General features: G+C 64.0%; 12 protein-coding genes. 5 read left to right on the forward strand and 7 right to left on the reverse strand.

All coding sequences use genetic code 11. From position 1 onward, the window contains the following. Positions 1-12: 12 nt before the first annotated feature. Positions 13-1,173: a M20 aminoacylase family protein gene (locus V8359_RS06200; RefSeq protein ID WP_336427867.1), complete on the reverse strand. Its 1,161-nt coding sequence runs from the start codon at positions 1,171-1,173 to the stop codon at positions 13-15. Positions 1,174-1,205: 32 nt separating this feature from the next. Continuing rightward, complete coding sequence (locus tag V8359_RS06205; protein ID WP_336427868.1) at positions 1,206-2,816, reverse strand: ABC transporter ATP-binding protein; 1,611 nt, start codon at positions 2,814-2,816, stop codon at positions 1,206-1,208. 197 nt (positions 2,817-3,013) lie between these two features. Here V8359_RS06205 and V8359_RS06210 point away from each other — a divergent pair, with 197 nt between their 5' ends. The 3 genes from V8359_RS06210 to V8359_RS06220 all read left to right on the forward strand — a co-directional run bounded on the left by V8359_RS06210 (position 3,014) and on the right by V8359_RS06220 (position 6,621). Continuing rightward, positions 3,014-4,711: a peptide ABC transporter substrate-binding protein gene (locus V8359_RS06210; RefSeq protein ID WP_442970331.1), complete on the forward strand. Its 1,698-nt coding sequence runs from the start codon at positions 3,014-3,016 to the stop codon at positions 4,709-4,711. A gap of 67 nt (positions 4,712-4,778) precedes the next feature. Continuing rightward, a complete protein-coding gene (locus V8359_RS06215) occupies positions 4,779-5,786 on the forward strand; it encodes an ABC transporter permease (protein ID WP_336427869.1) in 1,008 nt (335 codons plus the stop codon). Beyond that, a complete protein-coding gene (locus tag V8359_RS06220; protein WP_336427870.1) occupies positions 5,779-6,621 on the forward strand; it encodes an ABC transporter permease in 843 nt (280 codons plus the stop codon). Before V8359_RS06215 ends, V8359_RS06220 begins: the two co-directional genes overlap by 8 nt. 149 nt (positions 6,622-6,770) lie before the next feature. Here V8359_RS06220 and V8359_RS06225 read toward each other — a convergent pair whose 3' ends face one another. The 3 genes from V8359_RS06225 to V8359_RS06235 form a co-directional block, all read right to left on the reverse strand. Beyond that, complete coding sequence (locus V8359_RS06225) at positions 6,771-8,051, reverse strand: DUF3422 family protein (RefSeq protein ID WP_336427872.1); 1,281 nt, start codon at positions 8,049-8,051, stop codon at positions 6,771-6,773. 141 nt (positions 8,052-8,192) lie between these two features. After that, positions 8,193-9,635 carry an NAD(P)(+) transhydrogenase (Re/Si-specific) subunit beta gene (locus V8359_RS06230; RefSeq protein WP_336427873.1) on the reverse strand — a complete coding sequence of 481 codons (1,443 nt, stop codon included), beginning with the start codon at positions 9,633-9,635 and terminating at the stop codon, positions 8,193-8,195. Between the two features lie 13 nt (positions 9,636-9,648). Further along, positions 9,649-11,223 carry a Re/Si-specific NAD(P)(+) transhydrogenase subunit alpha gene (locus V8359_RS06235; protein ID WP_336427874.1) on the reverse strand — a complete coding sequence of 525 codons (1,575 nt, stop codon included), beginning with the start codon at positions 11,221-11,223 and terminating at the stop codon, positions 9,649-9,651. Between the two features lie 380 nt (positions 11,224-11,603). On the opposite strand from V8359_RS06235, the gene V8359_RS06240 reads away from it, so the two are divergent. Next, positions 11,604-14,030 carry a Hint domain-containing protein gene (locus V8359_RS06240; RefSeq protein ID WP_336427875.1) on the forward strand — a complete coding sequence of 809 codons (2,427 nt, stop codon included), beginning with the start codon at positions 11,604-11,606 and terminating at the stop codon, positions 14,028-14,030. Positions 14,031-14,044: 14 nt separating this feature from the next. Here V8359_RS06240 and V8359_RS06245 read toward each other — a convergent pair whose 3' ends face one another. Further along, positions 14,045-14,839: a gamma-glutamyl-gamma-aminobutyrate hydrolase family protein gene (locus V8359_RS06245; protein WP_336427876.1), complete on the reverse strand. Its 795-nt coding sequence runs from the start codon at positions 14,837-14,839 to the stop codon at positions 14,045-14,047. A 233-nt stretch (positions 14,840-15,072) separates the two neighbouring features. Then, positions 15,073-15,270, reverse strand: coding sequence for a hypothetical protein (locus tag V8359_RS06250; protein ID WP_336427877.1), 198 nt, complete (start codon positions 15,268-15,270; stop codon positions 15,073-15,075). A gap of 111 nt (positions 15,271-15,381) precedes the next feature. Between V8359_RS06250 and pepN the strand changes: the two genes are divergently transcribed. Next, a complete protein-coding gene (gene pepN, locus V8359_RS06255; RefSeq protein WP_336427878.1) occupies positions 15,382-17,934 on the forward strand; it encodes an aminopeptidase N in 2,553 nt (850 codons plus the stop codon). The last annotated feature ends 5 nt before the right edge of the window (positions 17,935-17,939 follow it).

Consider the following 17,939-nt stretch of genomic DNA (forward strand, 5'->3'; position numbering starts at 1 on the left):
CGCGCGCACCGATCAAATCGGCATACGTTGCTCCACCAGTTCCGCCCACCAACTGCACCCTGTCGGGATCGACTCATCGCTGAAGTTGTAGGAGGCGTTGTGAACCGGCGCGGTATCGCCATTGCCCAAAAGGATATAGGCCCCCGGTCGCTCTTCGAGCATGAAGGCGAAATCCTCACCACCCATGACCAACGGGGCCTCGTCACACGTGCCCGAGACACGCCGGGCCACATCGGCCACGAAGGCGGTCTGATCGGGGTGGTTCGCCATCACCGGATACTGCCGTTCATAGCCGACCTCGACACGCGCGCCAAAGCCTTCGGCGGCCCCCCGTGCAAGCGCGGTGATCCGCTCTTCGGCCAGATCGTTCATCGCGGGGTCGAGCGTGCGCACCGTCCCCCTGAGCCGCACACTGTCGGGAATGACATTATAGGCGGAGGATGAGGTTTCGAACGAAGTGACCGACACGACGATCTGTCCGGTCGGATCGGCGCTCCGCGACGCCACCGTCTGAAGACCGAGAATCAGATGGCTCGCGATGACGGTCGGGTCCAGCGTCTCGTGCGGCTTGGCGGCGTGGCCGCCCCGGCCCGTTATCTCGATATCGAGCTTGGCTGTCGCCGCAAAGAAGGCGCCTTCGCGGATCGCGAAACTGCCAAGCGGAATCCCCGGCCAGTTGTGCATCCCGTACACTTCCTGAATGCCGAACCGCTCCATCAGCCCGTCGTCGCACATTTCCTTGCCACCGCCGCCGCCTTCTTCGGCGGGCTGAAAGATGACAATCGCCGTGCCATCGAAATTGCGCGTCTCAGACAGGTATTGCGCGGCCCCAAGAAGCATCGCGGTGTGTCCGTCATGGCCACAGGCATGCATCTTGCCCGGCACCGTCGAGGCATACTCGACCCCCGTCGCCTCCTCGATGGGGAGCGCATCCATGTCCGCGCGCAATCCGATCACCCTGCCCGATCCGTCCTTGCGCCCGCGGATAACACCCACCACGCCGGTCCGCCCCAGCCCGGTCACCACCTCGTCACAGCCGAACGCGCGCAGTTTCTCCTCGACCAGCGCACTGGTGCGGTAGGTGTCGAACAAAAGCTCGGGGTTGGCGTGGATATCGCGCCGCCATTCGGTAATCGTATCATGCAATTCGGCGAAACGGTTCGTCACGGGCATCGGGTCACTCCTAGGCCAATTCGATACGCGACCTAAGCAGATTCGCCCGCCAGAACATAGTGCCCCGCCGCGATTTCCCAAAGGGTCTCTGCCGGATCGGGCGGCGGCGGCAATGGCAGGGCGCGCCCGGCGCTCGCAGCGATCAAGGCCCGCGTATACGCGTGGGCAGGATTGTGCAGCACGGACGCCGCCGGGCCCTCTTCGACGATGCGCCCCTGCCACATCACGGCAATGCGATGGGCGATGCGCGCCACCTGCGCGATGTCGTGGCTGATAAAGAGACAGGCCAGATCGCGCGCCTGCTGCACCTCGCTCAGAAGCGTCTCCATACGGTTCCGTATCTCAGGATCAAGCGAGGCAAACGCCTCATCCGCGATCAGAAGTGCTGGCCGCGCAATCAGCGCCCGCGCCAGCGCCGCACGCTGCCGCTGCCCGCCCGACACGCCGCCCGGACGCCGCCCGAGCAGCGCCGGGTCAAGTCCCATACGGTCGGCCATCTCGGCCACGCGCGCCCGCACGTCATGGCGCGGCACTCCGAAATTGCGCAGCGTATCTCCGATCTGACGGCCAAGACTGCGCCGCGGATCAAGGCTTTGCATCGGGTCCTGAAACACCATCTGCATCCGCGAGCGCATGGCGCGCAGAGTGCGCGGCTCAAGCGCCATCACATCGCGACCCTCGATCTCGATCCGGCCTTGGGCGACACCGTCGGGCAAAAGACGCAGCGCCGCACGCGCCAGAGTGCTCTTGCCCGACCCTGATTGCCCCACCAAAGCCAAAACCTCGCCCCGGCGCACCGTCAGCGACACATCCCGCAGCGCAGGCCGCGCGGCGCCCCTGTGCCACACGGTCAGACCACGCAACGCCAGAACCGCCTCGGTTTCGACCGTGTCCCGAAACGCCGGCGTCTGGGGTGCGTCCTCCGCATCCCGGCGCACCGGGCGCACTGATTCGATCCGGCCCGCCCGCATATGCGCCACGCGGTCACCATGCGCGCGCGCCACGGTTTCGTCATGGGTGACAAGCAGAATCGCCAGCCCCTCCTCACGCCGAAGCCGGTCGAGAAGCGCGAGAATTTCCGCCTGCGTCACCGCGTCAAGCGCGGTGGTCGGCTCGTCCGCGATCAGAACGCGGGGCCGCCGCGACAGCGCCATGGCGATCATCACCCGCTGACACATCCCCCCCGAAAGTTCGTGCGGAAAGGCGTGCAGCACTTCGGGATCAAGCCCGACACGCGACAGCCACGCCGCCGCGGCGCCGCGCGTCTCGCCCCCCCGCACCCCGTCAAGTCGCAGCGTCTCGGCCATTTGCGCGCCGATCCGGCGCACCGGATTGAGCGACGCCGCCGGTTCCTGAAAGATCATCCCGATCTCGGCTCCGCGCACCCGGCGCAACGCAGGGGCGGGCAACTCCGAAAGGGTCCGCGCCCCAAGCCGCACCGCGCCCGTCGTGATGCGGACCCCCTCATCAAGCCTGAGAATCGCACGCGCGATGAGTGACTTGCCCGTGCCCGACGGCCCCACCAGACACAGGATTTCGCCCGCGCGCAGATCGAGATGCACATCGCACACAATAGGCGCCCCTCCCGCCGCAAGCCCCAGTTGCGACAGGCTCAGAACCGGCTGACCATCTGTTTCGGTCACGGATGCCTCCCTTTTTCTTGGGGTTTTCGCCGTTGTGCCCTACCCTTCCCCCAACGTTGCATGCCCGTCATGACGGGTCGATTACAATTTCGCGTGGCGTCGGCTGGCGATCTGGGTCATAGCCTGGGTCGAGCGGCGGCAATACCGGAGGGGAACAGTTGGGAATACGGCACTTCTTCGCAGCGACCGCTGGTCTTGTGGCCCTCGGCCTCGCGTGGCCGCTCATCGCCCAGCAACAGGACGCGCCGCCCGAAGACGAGGCACGTGGCCGCGACGGTCAGGTGCGCCTGCTTTACTGGCAGGCCCCGTCAACGCTCAACCCCTATCTTTCGGGCGGGGTCAAGGATATCGAAGCGGCCTCGCTCACGCTTGAACCGCTGGCCCGCTATGACGAGACCGGCAAGCTTGTGCCATGGCTCGCCCGCGTGATCCCGACCCGCGTCAACGGCGGGATCAGTGCCGATCTGACCCGCATCACCTGGTCGCTGCGTCAGGGTGTGACCTGGTCCGACGGCAGCCCGTTCACGGCGCGCGATGTGGTCTTTACATGGCGCTATTGCACCGCCGATGGCGCGGGCTGCGCACAGCGTGACGCCTTCGCTGATGTGGCCGATGTGTCCGCGCTCGACGATCACACGGTCGAGATCACGTTCACGGGGCCCAAACCCTTTCCCTATGCGCCCTTCGTAGGCGCTCAAGCCCCGATCCTTCAGGCCGCCCAGTTCAAGGACTGCCTTGGCCCCGCCGCCCCCGGCTGCACCGGGGCCAATTTCGCGCCGCTTGGCACCGGGCCCTTCACAGTGGCCGAATTCCGCACCAATGACGTGGTGCGATTCGCGGCCAATCCGCGCTATCGCACACCCGGCAAGCCAGCCTTCGCCGAGGTGCTGCTCAAGGGCGGAGGCAGCGCCGCCGAAGCCGCGCGCACCGTGCTTGAAACCGGCGAATTCGATTACGCGTGGAACCTGCAACTGCCGCCCGACCTCCTGAGCCGGATGGAGGCACATGGCAAGGGACGGGCCGTCGTCGGGTTCGGCACGCTCGTCGAGCGGCTGGCGATCAACTTCACCGACCCCGATCCGGCGCACGGGGCGGCCCGCGCCACCCGCGCACATCCGCATCCGATTCTGAGCGACCGGGCGGTGCGCAAGGCGCTCAGCCTTGCCATCGACCCCGCCACACTTGTCGCGGTGGGCTATGGCGCCGCCGGTCGCGTGACCTGCAACCTCCTGCCCGCGCCGCCGCTCTATGCGTCCTCCGCCAACAACGCCTGCCTTGAGCAAGACATGGCAGCGGCCCGCGCACGACTTGAAGAGGCGGGCTGGACCGACAGCGACGGCGATGGCATCCGCGACAAGGATGGCCGCCCTCTTCGTCTTATGCTGCAAACCTCGACCAATTCGGTGCGGCAAGATTTTCAGATGATCCTCAAGCAATGGTGGGCCCGGATCGGCATCGAAACCGAGTTGCGCAACATCGACGCGTCGGTCTTCTTCGGAAGCGATGCCGCCAGCCCGGATACGTTTCAGAAATTCCATGCGGATCTGGAAATGTTCGCGGGCAATTTCCCCGGCACGGATCCCGAATCCTATCTCGAAGGCTGGACCTGTGATGCCGCGCCGACACCCGAAAACCAATGGCAGGGTGCCAATGTCGGGCGCTGGTGCGACCCTGCCTATGATGCACTCGCGGCGGACCTGTCGCGCACCCCGGGGCTTGAGGCCCGCGCGGCCATCGCCCGTGCGATGAACGACATGCTGGTGCAGAATCACGTGGTGATCCCGCTGGTCAATCGCGGGCGGCTGTCGGCACATGCCAACGACCTTGGTGGCGTTGTGATGAACAGTTGGGACAGCGAGCTTTGGAACATCGCGGATTGGCATCGCCTGAAGTGAGATACGCGGCCACGCATCCGCAGGCGCGCCGCATCGCACGCCCCTCGCACCGGGCGGACAAGGCCCGATGCTGAGATACACGCTCCGACGCCTCGCGCTCGCGGTGCCGACACTTCTGGCCATCGCGCTGGTGGTCTTCGCCCTTCTCGAACTGGCCCCGGGTGATCCGATGGCGCAAGTGCCGCTATCGGTTTCGGACGCGGTGCGCGACGAAATGCGCGCGGCGCTTGGACTTGGCACGCCTGCGCCGCTGCGCTTTGCCCTTTGGCTGCAACAGCTTCTCTGGGTCGAGCCGCGCATCGCGCTCGATGCGCTTTTCGGCACGGACCTTGCACAGGGCGCGCCGCGCATCCTGAGCTGGCAGTCGCGCGCGCCGGTGATGTCGATCGTGGCCGAACGCCTGCCCCAGACGCTCTGGGTGGTGGGGCTTGCCTATCTCGTCGGGGTGCTTCTGGCGCTTCCCATCGGGATATGGTCGGCCTACCGGCAATATTCTATGCTCGATCATTTGGGCACCGGGGTGGCCATGCTGGGCTATGCCGTGCCGCCCTTCTTCTCGGGGCTTTTGCTCATTCTTGTCTTCACCGTCGGGCTGGGCTGGTTCCCATCGGTCTATGACACCACCCACAGAGTAACCGACTGGTCCAGCTTCTTCACGCAGGTCTGGCAGATGACGCTGCCCGTCGCGGTGCTCTCGCTTCAGACCACGGCGCTCATGGCGCGGTATCTGCGCGCGGCGATGCTGGACGAGATGGGCGCGCCCTATGTGCGTGCCGCCCGCGCCCGCGGCCTGCGCGAGGTGACGGTGGTGACGGCGCAAGCGGCGCGCAACGCGCTGGTGCCGGTGATCACCATCGCCGCGCTTGCCCTGCCGCAGGTCTTTGGCGGGGCCATCATCACCGAACAGATATTCCGCGTGAACGGCATCGGGCAGCTTCTCATCACCGCACTTCAGGCGGCGGACTGGCCGGTGGTGCGCACCGTGACCTTTCTTCTCGCCGTGCTCATCGTGGTGTTCAACATCCTCGCAGACCTGATCCATGGCTGGCTCGATCCAAGGGTGCGCTATGAGTGAACGTGGCGGCAATGCGGTGCTCTGGATCGCGGGCGCGGGCTTTGCCGCGCTCCTGCTGGCCGTCGCTCTGGGGCCGCTCCTCTGGCCGCACGCACCCGGCACAATGGACCTTTTGCAGCGCAACGCAGGGCCCAGTGCCGCGCATCCGCTGGGCACCGATCAGCTTGGCCGTGATCTTCTGGCCCGGCTCATCGTCGGGGGCCGGCTCACGTTGTCGGTGGGGCTGGCGGCGATGGCACTCTCGGTGACGCTGGGCACTGCGATCGGGGTGGTGGCGGGCATGTGGCGCGCGCTCGACGGTTGGCTGATGCGGCTGACCGACCTCTTTCTGTCCCTGCCGGTGTTGCCGTTGCTGCTTGTCGCCGTCATGCTTTTTCGCGACACGCTCACCCGCGGGCTGGGCGAGGTGTCCGGGCTTTTCACCCTTGTCGTCATCGGCATCGGCGCAACAAGCTGGATGCCCACCGCGCGGGTGGTGCGCGCCCTCGTGCTGGGCCTGCGCAGACGGGATTTCGTCACCGCCGCCGTGGCGGGCGGCGCGACGCGGGGCGCGGTGATCACCCGGCACATCCTGCCGCACTGCGCCTCGGCGATTCTGGTTTCCGGCGCACTTGGCGTTGCCAGCGCCATCGTCACCGAAAGCGCGCTCAGCTTCCTCGGTCTCGGCTTTCCGCCCGACACGGCAAGCTGGGGGCGCATGCTGGCCGATGGCGCGCCTTACCTTCAGGACCGCCCCGCACGGGTGATCTGGCCCGGGGTCATGATTTCGCTGACCGTGCTCTTCGTGACCTATCTCGGCGACGGGCTGCGCGACCGGATCGACCGCCGCGCGTGACAGGCTTGCGGTGCGCCCGCCTAAAGCGCTCCGCCTTAAAGTGTTTCACCTTTAACCTGAGACATCAGCGAAAGGCGAAACACGTGCAACGCCTGAATGTCGCGCTGCGTTTCGCGAAAATCTGTGATCCAAGTTTTTCGCGAAACGCTTTAGTGAACCGAACGCCTGATGCGCCGGATCACCCACCAAACCGCGAGCACCACCGGCAACGTCACCAGCGCCATCAGCATCCCCTTGTCGAGCCCAACACCCTTGGCCAGCGGCAGCAGGAGATACCCCGCAAGCGACACCGCGTAATAGCTGATCGCCACGACGCTCAGACCCTCGACCGTTTTTTGCAGCCGCAATTGCAGGTCCGCCCGACGGTCCATGCTTTCCAGCAGCGCCTGATTCTGCGCACTGCGTTCGACATCGACACGCGTTCGAAGCAATTCGCCCGCCCGCCGCGCCCGATCCGCCATCGCGTTAAGCCGGGCCTGCGTGGCGCGCACCGTGCGCATCGCGGGCTCATAGCGCCGCATCATGAATTCCGACAGGGTCTGCCGCCCCTCGAACCGCACCTCACGCAACACCTCGATGCGCTGATCCACGATGGTCTCATAGGCCGCCGTCGCCCCGAAGCGGAAGGACGAGCGCGCCACCAGCGCCTCAAGTTCGGCCGACACATCAAGAAGATCGCTCAGCGTCTCCTCGGCGCCGGTGGTGCCGCCTGTCATCGCCTCGATCATCCGGCTTAGCCGTTGATCCAACTCGCCCATCCGCCCGCTCATTTCCCGCGCACGGGAAAATCCCAGCATCGACAGGCTTTTGTATATCTCGATTTCACACAGTCGCGTGACGATGCGGCCCACCCGGTTGGGCCCAGTTTCGGGCGCGATCATGACCGACATGCGCTGATGCCCGGCGGCGTCAATGCAGAAATCCGTCGCCACGATCGCGGCATCGTCAAGAACCCGCGCCACCGCCACGCTTTCGGGCACGAACCAGTCACGGATCGCGGCGCGCGCCACCTCGGTGTCGGTCCACGGGTCCACCCGGATCAACGCCGAGGCGATACGCACCCCCGGCGCGTCGCGCAGCCAATCCTCGGGGAACACTTCGAAATCGGCGGGGTCGAAAGGCCGCGCACTCACCCCGCTGCGAAAGATGGTATAGGTGACGAACTCGGTATGGCTCTCCCATTTGAGCCGGTCACGCCCGATCCGTCCCATGTAATGCGTGGCGCCCGGCTGAGGGTGCGGCGCGCCATGCCGGTCCAGAAGCGCGGTCAGATGCGCCAGATCGGCCGCCCGGTCACGCGCAGCGGCTTTTTCCTCGCGCTTGATCGCCAGAAACACCGCCGTGGTCGGCGCCTTGAGCGCGGGAAACGGGCGCGCGTGCAGCTCATTGGTAAGCTGATAGCGCAGTGGATGATCTTCGATGGGCGGCATCGGTGTCTCCTTCGCCGCCCGATTACCCCGTCATTTCCATGACTTAAAGGAATACATTCGTATACCGCGGCGGCGGTTTACAGCGTCTGGGCAGGTTCCGAAGGCCGCGCCGCCCGTCCCCCACAGGGAACGGGCACCGCCTCAGTCGATCATCGGCAGTAGCTTGCCGACACTGTCTTTCGCGTCGCCATAGAACATCCGCGTATTCTCCTTGTAGAAAAGCGGATTTTCGATACCGGAATAGCCCGTGCCCTGCCCGCGCTTCGACACGAAAACCTGCTTGGCCTTCCACACCTCAAGCACCGGCATCCCGGCGATGGGACTGTTGGGGTCATCCTGCGCGGCGGGGTTCACGATATCGTTCGACCCGATCACGATGGCCACGTCGGTTTCGGGGAAGTCCTCGTTGATCTCGTCCATCTCGAGCACGATATCATAAGGCACCCGCGCCTCGGCCAGAAGCACGTTCATATGCCCGGGCAAACGCCCCGCAACAGGGTGGATCGCAAAGCGCACATCCTTGCCCTTGGCGCGCAGCTTGCTTGTCAGTTCGCTCACCGCCTGCTGCGCCTGCGCCACTGCCATGCCATAGCCCGGCACGATGATCACGCTTGATGCTTCGTTAAGCGCGGCGGCAACGGCATCGGCCTCGATGGCGACTTGCTCGCCCTCCACGGCCATCTGCTCGCCCGCCGGGCCGCCAAAGCCGCCAAGGATCACGCTGATGAATGACCGGTTCATGGCCTTGCACATGATATAGCTCAGGATCGCCCCGGACGACCCGACAAGCGCGCCCACCACGATCAACAGGTCATTGCCAAGGCTGAAACCGATCGCCGCCGCGGCCCACCCCGAATAGGAGTTGAGCATCGAAACGACCACGGGCATATCCGCCCCGCCGATCCCCTTGATCAGGTGATAGCCGATGAAAAGCGCGGCCAGCGTCATCAGGAACAAAGGCACGAACCCGCCGGTGTTGAAATACCACACGAGACACAAAAGCGAGAGAGCCGCCGCCGCCGCATTGAGCACATGCCCACCGGGCAGTTTCTTGGCGGCGCTGTCCACCTTGCCGGCCAGCTTGCCATAGGCGATGACCGACCCGGTAAAGGTGATCGCACCGATGAAGATGCCGAGGAAAAGCTCGACCCGCAGGATATTAATCTCGACCTGCGTCTTCTTGGCGATAAGCGCGCCGAAGCTTCCAAGTTCGGCCACGGCGTCTTTGCCAGCGGCCACCGCGTCGGCGGCGTTGCCGACCTCGAAATGCGCGTTGAAGCCCACGAAAACCGCCGCCAGACCGACAAGCGCGTGCATGCCGGCAACAAGCTCGGGCATCTGGGTCATTCCGACCCGACTGGCCAATTGATAGCCAATGGCCCCACCGCCCGCGATCAGCAGCAACGACAGAAGCCAAAGCCCCGATCCGGGCCCGATAAGCGTCGCAAAGACCGCCAGCGCCATGCCCGCGATCCCGTACCAGACCGCGCGTTTCGCGCTTTCCTGCCCCGAAAGGCCACCCAGCGACAGGATGAAGAGAACTGCCGCGACCACATAGGCCGCCGTTGTGAAACCGTATTCCATCGTGTCGGCCTCCTCAGGATTTCTGGAACATGGCGAGCATGCGCCGGGTGACAAGGAAACCGCCGAAAATGTTGATTCCGGCCATGAAAACACTGAGCGCGGCCAGCACGATCACAAGGAACGACCCCGAACCGATCTGCATGAGCGCCCCCAGAATGATGATCGACGAAATCGCGTTCGTGACCGCCATCAACGGTGTGTGCAGGCTGTGGCTCACGCCCCAGATCACTTGGAACCCGACGAAAACCGCCAACACGAAAACGATGAAATGCTGCATGAAACTTGCCGGCGCCATCAGTCCGACCCCAAGCAGCAGCACCGCGCCCACAATCAGAAGCGTGACCTGCCGTTTCGTCTGTGCCTTGAACGCGGCAACCTCCTGTGCCCGCCGCTCATCGGCAGTCAATTCGCGGGGGACGTCCTTCTTGGGGGCCGCCGCAATCGCCTGAACCTTTGGCGGCGGTGGCGGAAAGGTCACCTCGCCATCATGAGTGACGGTGGCGCCACGGATCACGTCATCTTCCATGTCATGCACGATCACCCCGTCCTTTTCAGGGGTGAGATCGGTCATCATGTGGCGGATATTGTTGGCATAAAGCGTCGAGGATTGCGTCGCCATCCGGCTCGGGAAATCGGTATACCCGACGATGGTCACACCGTTTTTCGTAACGATCTTGTCGTCCGGCACGGTCAGTTCGCAATTCCCTCCGCGCTCGGCGGCAAGGTCCACGATCACGCTGCCCGTCTTCATTTTCTCGACCATGTCGGCGGTCCAGAGCACCGGCGCATCGCGTCCGGGAATAAGGGCGGTGGTGATCACGATGTCCATCTCGGGCGCCAGTTCGCGGAACTTGGCAAGCTGCGCCTCGCGGAACTCGGGGCTCGAGGGGGCGGCATAGCCTCCGGTCGCGGCCCCGTCCTGGGTTTCCTCATCGAACTCAAGGAACACGAACTCGGCGCCCATGCTCTCGATCTGTTCGGCCACTTCGGGGCGCACGTCGAAGGCAAAGGTGATCGCACCAAGGCTCGTTGACGTGCCGATCGCGGCCAGCCCGGCCACACCGGCCCCGACCACGAGCACCTTGGCAGGCGGCACCTTGCCTGCCGCCGTCACCTGACCGGTCATCAGACGCGGAAAATTGCTCGCCGCCTCGACCACGGCGCGATAGCCCGCGATATTGGCCATCGACGACAGCGCGTCCATCTTCTGTGCCCGGCTGATGCGCGGCACCATCTCCATGGCGATCACGGTCGCGCGCTTGTCGGCGGCGGTTGCCATCTGGTCGTCATTGCCCGCCGGATTAAAGAACGAGATCAGCGTCTGCCCCTTCCTGAGCCGCTTGACCTCGGTGTCGGTCGGAACCCTGACCTTGGCGACGACGTCGCTGGATTTCCACAAGGCCGCGGCGGTCTTGATAATCTCGACACCGGCCTCCTTGTAATCCGCGTCCGAGAACCCGGCGCCCACACCCGCGCCGGCTTCTATGGCACATTCATGGCCCAGTTTCTGCAACGCCCGCGCCGAATCCGGTGTCATCGCGACCCGGTTTTCGCCCTCAAGCACCTCTTTCGGTGTTCCGATCTTCACCAGTTGGTCCCCCTCGCTTCTATTTTTTGGGCCGAAACGCCCATAGCGACGTTTTTCGGCGATCTAGCGCCGTTATTCCACATAAATTCCGCGCATGCGAGATGGTGATTTGCCCCAGTCCGGGCGCCAACGCCGCGTCATCGCCTTCCAAGTGCGCAAACCGTCTCTTAAACCCGATCGGCGGAACGGCGTCTTGCGGGGACGTCACCGATGATACGGACCAAGGTTCGCGCCGCCCCGACGGTCCGGCAAAGCTACCTTGACGCGACACCGCACCCCATCCGCTTTTTTTCAATTTGCCTCAACTTTGCCAAAATCGCTCCGCCTTTGCGCCGCACACAGTCTGTATCCAATCGCGAAACAATAGAGGCGCAGGTCCGATGCCAAACTATATCTCAAACGGTGTCTTTGAAACCAACACGGCCACCAACTCGTCGCAAACGCCCGCCGGGTGGACCGCGACCTCCGGTTCGCCGGATCTTCAGACCGATGGCAACTTCGAATGGGCGAACTTCGGCTGGATGCCATCCGATCTCGACGCGGCGGATGGCGGCGGATATGTCTCGATTTTTTCCAACAGCTCCTTCAACGAAGGGTTTTCGACCACGCTCAATACCCCCGTGCAAACCGGGGTCTCCTATACGTTCAGCTTCGATTTTTATGTCAACGACACGGATGGCTCCACCAATCAGCCCGGCGCGACCGATCTGACCGTCACCATCGGCTCGCAAACCCTGACCATCCCGATCGACAGCACCGGTCAGACCGCGCCCTATTGGCAAACCGCCAGCTTCACATTCACCGCAACCGAGAACACCAGCGATTTCAGCATCGCCACCTCAAGCGATCCCGGCGCGCTCAACCTGACGGGTATCGCGCTGGACAATCTCGCGCTTGAGCCGGTCCCGGATTACATCGTCGAAGGCACCGGCGGCGCCGACCTTATCGACATCGACTACGAAGACGACCCCGAGGGGGACCGGATCGACGCCGGTGACAACCTCACGGGGGACAATGACGATTCGGTCGAGGCAGGGGCAGGCAACGACACGGTTTTCGCGGGTCTCGGCAATGACACGGTTCTGGGTCAAGGCGGCGACGACCTGATTTTCGGCGGCCCCGGCGATGACGATCTGCGCGGCCAGGGCGGCAACGACACCATCGCCGGAGAGGCAGGCAACGACACGCTGCGCGGCGGTGCGGGCGCGGACGAACTTGACGGCGGTGCGGGCAATGACGATCTGACCGGCAACGCCGGAACCGACACGCTCAGCGGGGGCGCGGATAACGACACGCTTCAGGGCGGAACGGGCGATGACATGCTCATTGGCGATGGCGGCGACGCGCGCTGGTCCTACGAGGTCTACACCCAGAATTTCGGCTCCGGCAACGGGCAGGCCTTCACCATCGAGGACGGCACGCTCGCAGGCAGCGGCACGCAGGACACGCTCGATATCGACGCGCTCGGGCAGGCCGCCACAGGCGATGCCGACCCCGACGATTTCGGCGTCATCTTCACCTCGACGCTTTATGCGCCTGAGGCTGGCACCTATCGCTTCACCACCACGTCCGACGACGGCTCGACCATCCGCATCCTCGATTCGCAGGGCAACCCGGTCAACTTCACCAACCAGACCGGCAATGATGGTCCGTTCCTCGACAACGACTTTCACCAAGCCCCCACAACCCGCTGGGGCGAGGTGGATCTGGGCGCGAACGAGACCTATACGATCGAAGTCCGGGTCTGGGAAAACGCTGGCGGCGAAGTTCTGTCGGGCACAATCACCCCGCCGGGTGGTGTCGAGACGAGCCTCGACGAAAGCCCCCTTATCCTCGGGGCCGAGACCGCCGCGGGCGACGATGTCCTTGACGGCGGCGCGGACGCCGACCTGATTTTTGGCGGCGGCGGCAACGACACCCTGACCACAGGCGAAAACGACACCCTCTTTGGCGGCGACGGTGATGACCTGTTCATCCTCGGCCCGCAGACGGAAACCGGCGACGGCACCATCACCATCACCGGCGGCGAAGGCGATGAAACGGATGGCGACACGCTGCTGCTGACCCCCGATATCGGCCGCGACGATATCACCTTCACCAACACCGATGACACTGCAGGCGGGCTTTCGGGCAATTTCACCATGGCCGACGGCACGGTGGTGACCTTCAACGAAATCGAGAACATCATCTGCTTCACCCCCGGCACGTGCATCCTGACCGATCGCGGCGAACGCCCGATCGAAACACTGCGCCCCGGCGATGGCATCGTGACCCGTGATCATGGCGTGCAGCTGCTGCGCTGGATCGGGAACAGCACGGTGCGCGGCGAAGGTCGCTTTGCGCCGATCCGCATCGACCCATCGGTGATGCCGGGCGCACGCCGCGCGCTCCTCGTCTCACCGCAACACCGCATCCTCTTTGAAGGCTACCGCGCCGAACTTCTTTTCGGCAGCGACGAAGTGCTGGTAGGCGCGGCGCATCTCGAGGACGGGCACACCGTGCGCGCCGAGCCCTGCAATGCCGTCACCTATCTGCACCTCATGCTCGATCAGCACGAGGTTATCTATGCCGAAGGCGCCGCCACCGAAAGCTTTCACGCAGGCGCCAGCGGCCTGACCGCGATCTCGGATGCCGCACGCGAGGAAATGTTCGCCCTCTTTCCCGAATTGCGCAGCAATGCCGGCGCCCACGGCCAGACTGCGCGTCATTGCCTTAAGCGGCACGAGGCGCGGCTTCTGTTGCAGGACATGCCGATGGCGGCGACACAGCTTTCCGGTGGCGCAGCCGCCCTTCCGCTCAGCGCCTGACCTTAAGACGCGGATCAGGCGCTTCTGCGGGGGGCCTCACCGGACATCCGGCCCGTCTCCTGCGCGAAGGCGCGTGCCGCGTCCCCGAAGGTTTGAAAAAGCGGTCGCGACACCGGGTCATTGGCTGCATTCCACTCGGGATGCCATTGAACCCCCATGGCGAACCCCTTGGCTCCCTCAATATAGATCGCCTCGGGCGTGCCGTCCGGGGCATGGCCGTCGATGATCACCCGTCGCCCCACACGCACGATCCCCTGCCCGTGCAGCGTGTTGGTCATCACCTCGCGTGCGCCCATCAGCCGGTGAAACACCCCGCCCTCGGTAAAGGTCACGACGTGGCGCAGGGCGAACTGCTCCTCCAACGTGCCATCGGGGGGCATCCGGTGATTGTCGCGCCCCGGAAGATCGCGGATCTCGGGATGCAGGCTTCCGCCCATGGCAACGTTCATCTCCTGAAAGCCGCGGCACAGGCCCAGCACCGGCTGACCGGTTTCGACACAGGCCCGCACCAGCGGCAGGGTGATCGCATCGCGGGCCTGATCAAAGGCACCATGGGCCTCGGTGGGCTCCTCACCGTATTCGCTTGGATGCACATTGGGTCGCCCCCCAGTCAGCAGGAATCCGTCGCAGCGCGCCATCAGTTCGGCCACCGTCACATAGGCAGGGTCGGTCGGCACCAGCAACGGCATACATCCCGCCGCTTCGGCCACCGCCGCCGAATTCATCGTGCCCCCGGCATGCACCGGATAGCGGTCGTCGATGACATAGTGATTGCCGATGATGCCGATGACAGGGCGTTGCGCGGTCATTGGGGGCCTCTCCATAGTGGCGTCTCGGCCTTTCTTACAACTCCATGATTGGACTGAAAACCTCTATGCGCCGCGATCACCTTGTGCGCTGGCGCACTTCACGACCGATACACCAAGACTCCCAGCTTCAAAACGCAGCCACTCAGCCGTCATAGGCAAAAAACAAAGGCGCCAGACATATCTATCCGGCGCCTTCTGGCGTCACGCCATGCTTTGCGGTCATGCGGCGTGCTTTATTCGGTGACCTCATCAACAACCGGCGCTGGAATATCCGCCTCTTCCGCATCCCGCGGTTCATTGCCCTGATAGATCAGATAAGCCACCAAGCCGATCAGCAGAACGCCCGCGAAAATAACAACCGCGACCATCCCGGCCAGCGGCCCCTTGTGCCGTTTTTCCTGTTTTTTGATGTTCGTGTCAGGTGCTGACATCGTCATACCTCCAGTTATCTTGTCCCATGCGTCTTCCGGGGCATTGCGACCCCGGCCTTGGAGGCGTAACGTCCGCGCACCCGTTTTGTTCCATACCCGAGGAAGACACCGATGAAGGACGCGCAGCCCGCCACGATCTATCTCAAGGACTATCAGCCCTTCACGCATCTGGTGGACAGCGTGCACCTGACGTTTCGGCTGGCCCCGTCGGCCACCCGCGTTCTGAGCCGGATCGCCTTTCGCCCCGATCCCAAGGCCCCGGCCCGCCCCTTTCACCTTGATGGTGAGGGGTTGACGCTGATCTCGGCGCGCATAGACGGCAAGGAGGTATCGCCAGAGATCACCCCAACGGGCCTCATTTGCGAGGTGCCCGACGCCCCCTTCCTCTGGGAGGCCGAGGTCGAGATTGACCCCGCATCGAACACCGCGCTCGAAGGGCTTTACCGCTCGAACGGGATGTATTGCACCCAGTGCGAGGCCGAAGGTTTCCGCAAGATCACTTATTATCCCGACCGCCCCGACGTGATGTCGGTCTTCACCGTCCGCATCGAAGGCGAGGAACCGGTGATGCTGTCGAACGGCAACCCCGGCGATAGCGGCGAAGGCTGGGCCGAATGGCACGATCCATGGCCCAAACCCGCCTATCTCTTTGCCCTCGTGGCTGGTGATCTGCTGGCCCATCCCGACAGCTTCACCACACGCTCCGGCAGGGATGTGGCCCTGAACATCTGGGTCCGCCCCGGCGACGAAGACAAGTGCGCCTTCGGAATGGAGGCGCTCAAACGGTCGATGACATGGGACGAAGAGGTTTACGGTCGCGAATATGACTTGGACATATTCAACATTGTGGCCGTGGATGACTTCAATATGGGCGCGATGGAGAATAAGGGCTTGAACATTTTCAACTCAAGCTGCGTTCTCGCCTCACCCGAGACATCGACCGACGCCAACTTCGAACGTATCGAGGCGATCATCGCGCATGAGTATTTCCACAACTGGACCGGCAACCGCATCACCTGCCGCGACTGGTTTCAACTATGCCTCAAGGAAGGGCTCACGGTCTTTCGCGATGCACAGTTCACCTCTGACATGCGGTCGGCCCCGGTCAAGCGGATCGAGGACGTGATCGCCCTCCGCGCCCGCCAGTTCCGCGAAGATAACGGCCCGCTGGCGCATCCCGTGCGGCCCCATTCCTTTGTCGAGATCAACAACTTCTACACCGCCACCGTCTATGAAAAGGGCGCCGAACTGATCGGGATGCTCAAGACCTTGGTCGGGGACGCGGCCTATGACAAGGCGCTCGACCTTTACTTCACCCGCCATGATGGCGACGCTGCTACGATCGAAGATTGGCTCAGGGTCTTCGAGGACGTGACCGGGCGCGACCTGACGCAATTCAAACGCTGGTACGAGGACGCAGGCACACCCCGCCTGCATGTCTCGGATGACTTTAACACTGGCACGTATACCATTAACTTCAAACAGGAAACGCCTCCAACTCCCGGGCAGGACAGCAAACCGCCACGGGTGATTCCCATCGCCCTTGGCCTGCTTGATCAAAGCGGGACGGAAATACACGAGACGACCATCCTCGAGATGACCGAGGCCGAGCAGAGCTTTACCTTCGAAGGTCTTTCTGCGCGTCCTGTGCCCTCGATCCTGCGCGGCTTCTCCGCGCCCGTCATCGTCACCCGCGAGGCCACGAATGCCGAGCGTGCCTTTCTTCTGGCCCATGACACCGACACGTTCAACAAGTGGGAATCGGGCCGCGCCCTTGCCCGTGACGGGCTTGTGGCGATGATCCGCGATGGCGCGGCGCCCGACGATCTTTATCTCGATGCCATCGCCACCATGGCCCGCGACGACACGCTTGACCCGGCATTTCGCGCGCTGGCCCTCGGCCTGCCATCGCAAGAAGATTTGGCCCAAACGCTTTTCGAGGGCGGGCACACGCCCGATCCCCTCGCGATCTGGGAGGCGCTGGAAACCCTGCGCCACGCCCGCGCCGAGGCGATGCAGGACACCACCACGCGCCTATATGCAAAGTATCAGGTGACCGGGCCTTATGCCCCCGATGCCGCGCAATCGGGCGCGCGTGCGCTGGCCAACGCGGCGCTTGACATGATCACCCGCCTTGATGGCGGTCGACAGGCGCAAGCGCAGTATGACAGCGCCGACAACATGACCCAGCAGCTTGCCGCGCTTGGCAACCTGATCCGCGGCGGGCGCGGCGATCACGCGATATCCGCCTTCTATGATCAGTGGCATCATGACCGGCTGGTGATCGACAAATGGTTCAGCCTGCAAATCCTGAATGCCGACCCGTCCGAGACCGCGGATGTGGCCGAAACACTGACACGGCATCCCGATTTCACGCTGAAAAACCCCAACCGTTTTCGCGCCACGCTTGGCGCACTAAGCATGTCTCCGGCGGGTTTTCACCGCGCCGACGGGGCGGGTTACAGGCTTCTGGCCGACTGGCTCATGCAGCTTGATCCCCTCAACCCGCAGACCACGGCGCGGATGTGTACGGCCTTCGAAACATGGAAACGGTTTGATGGCGACCGTCAGGCAATGATCCGAACCGAGCTTGAGCGTATCCTCGCCCTCCCCGGCCTGAGCCGCGACACGACCGAGATGGTGACACGCATCCTCGGCGCCTGAGCACG

The sequence above is a fragment of the Roseovarius sp. E0-M6 genome, assembly GCF_037083845.1.
GTDB lineage: Bacteria > Pseudomonadota > Alphaproteobacteria > Rhodobacterales > Rhodobacteraceae > Roseovarius.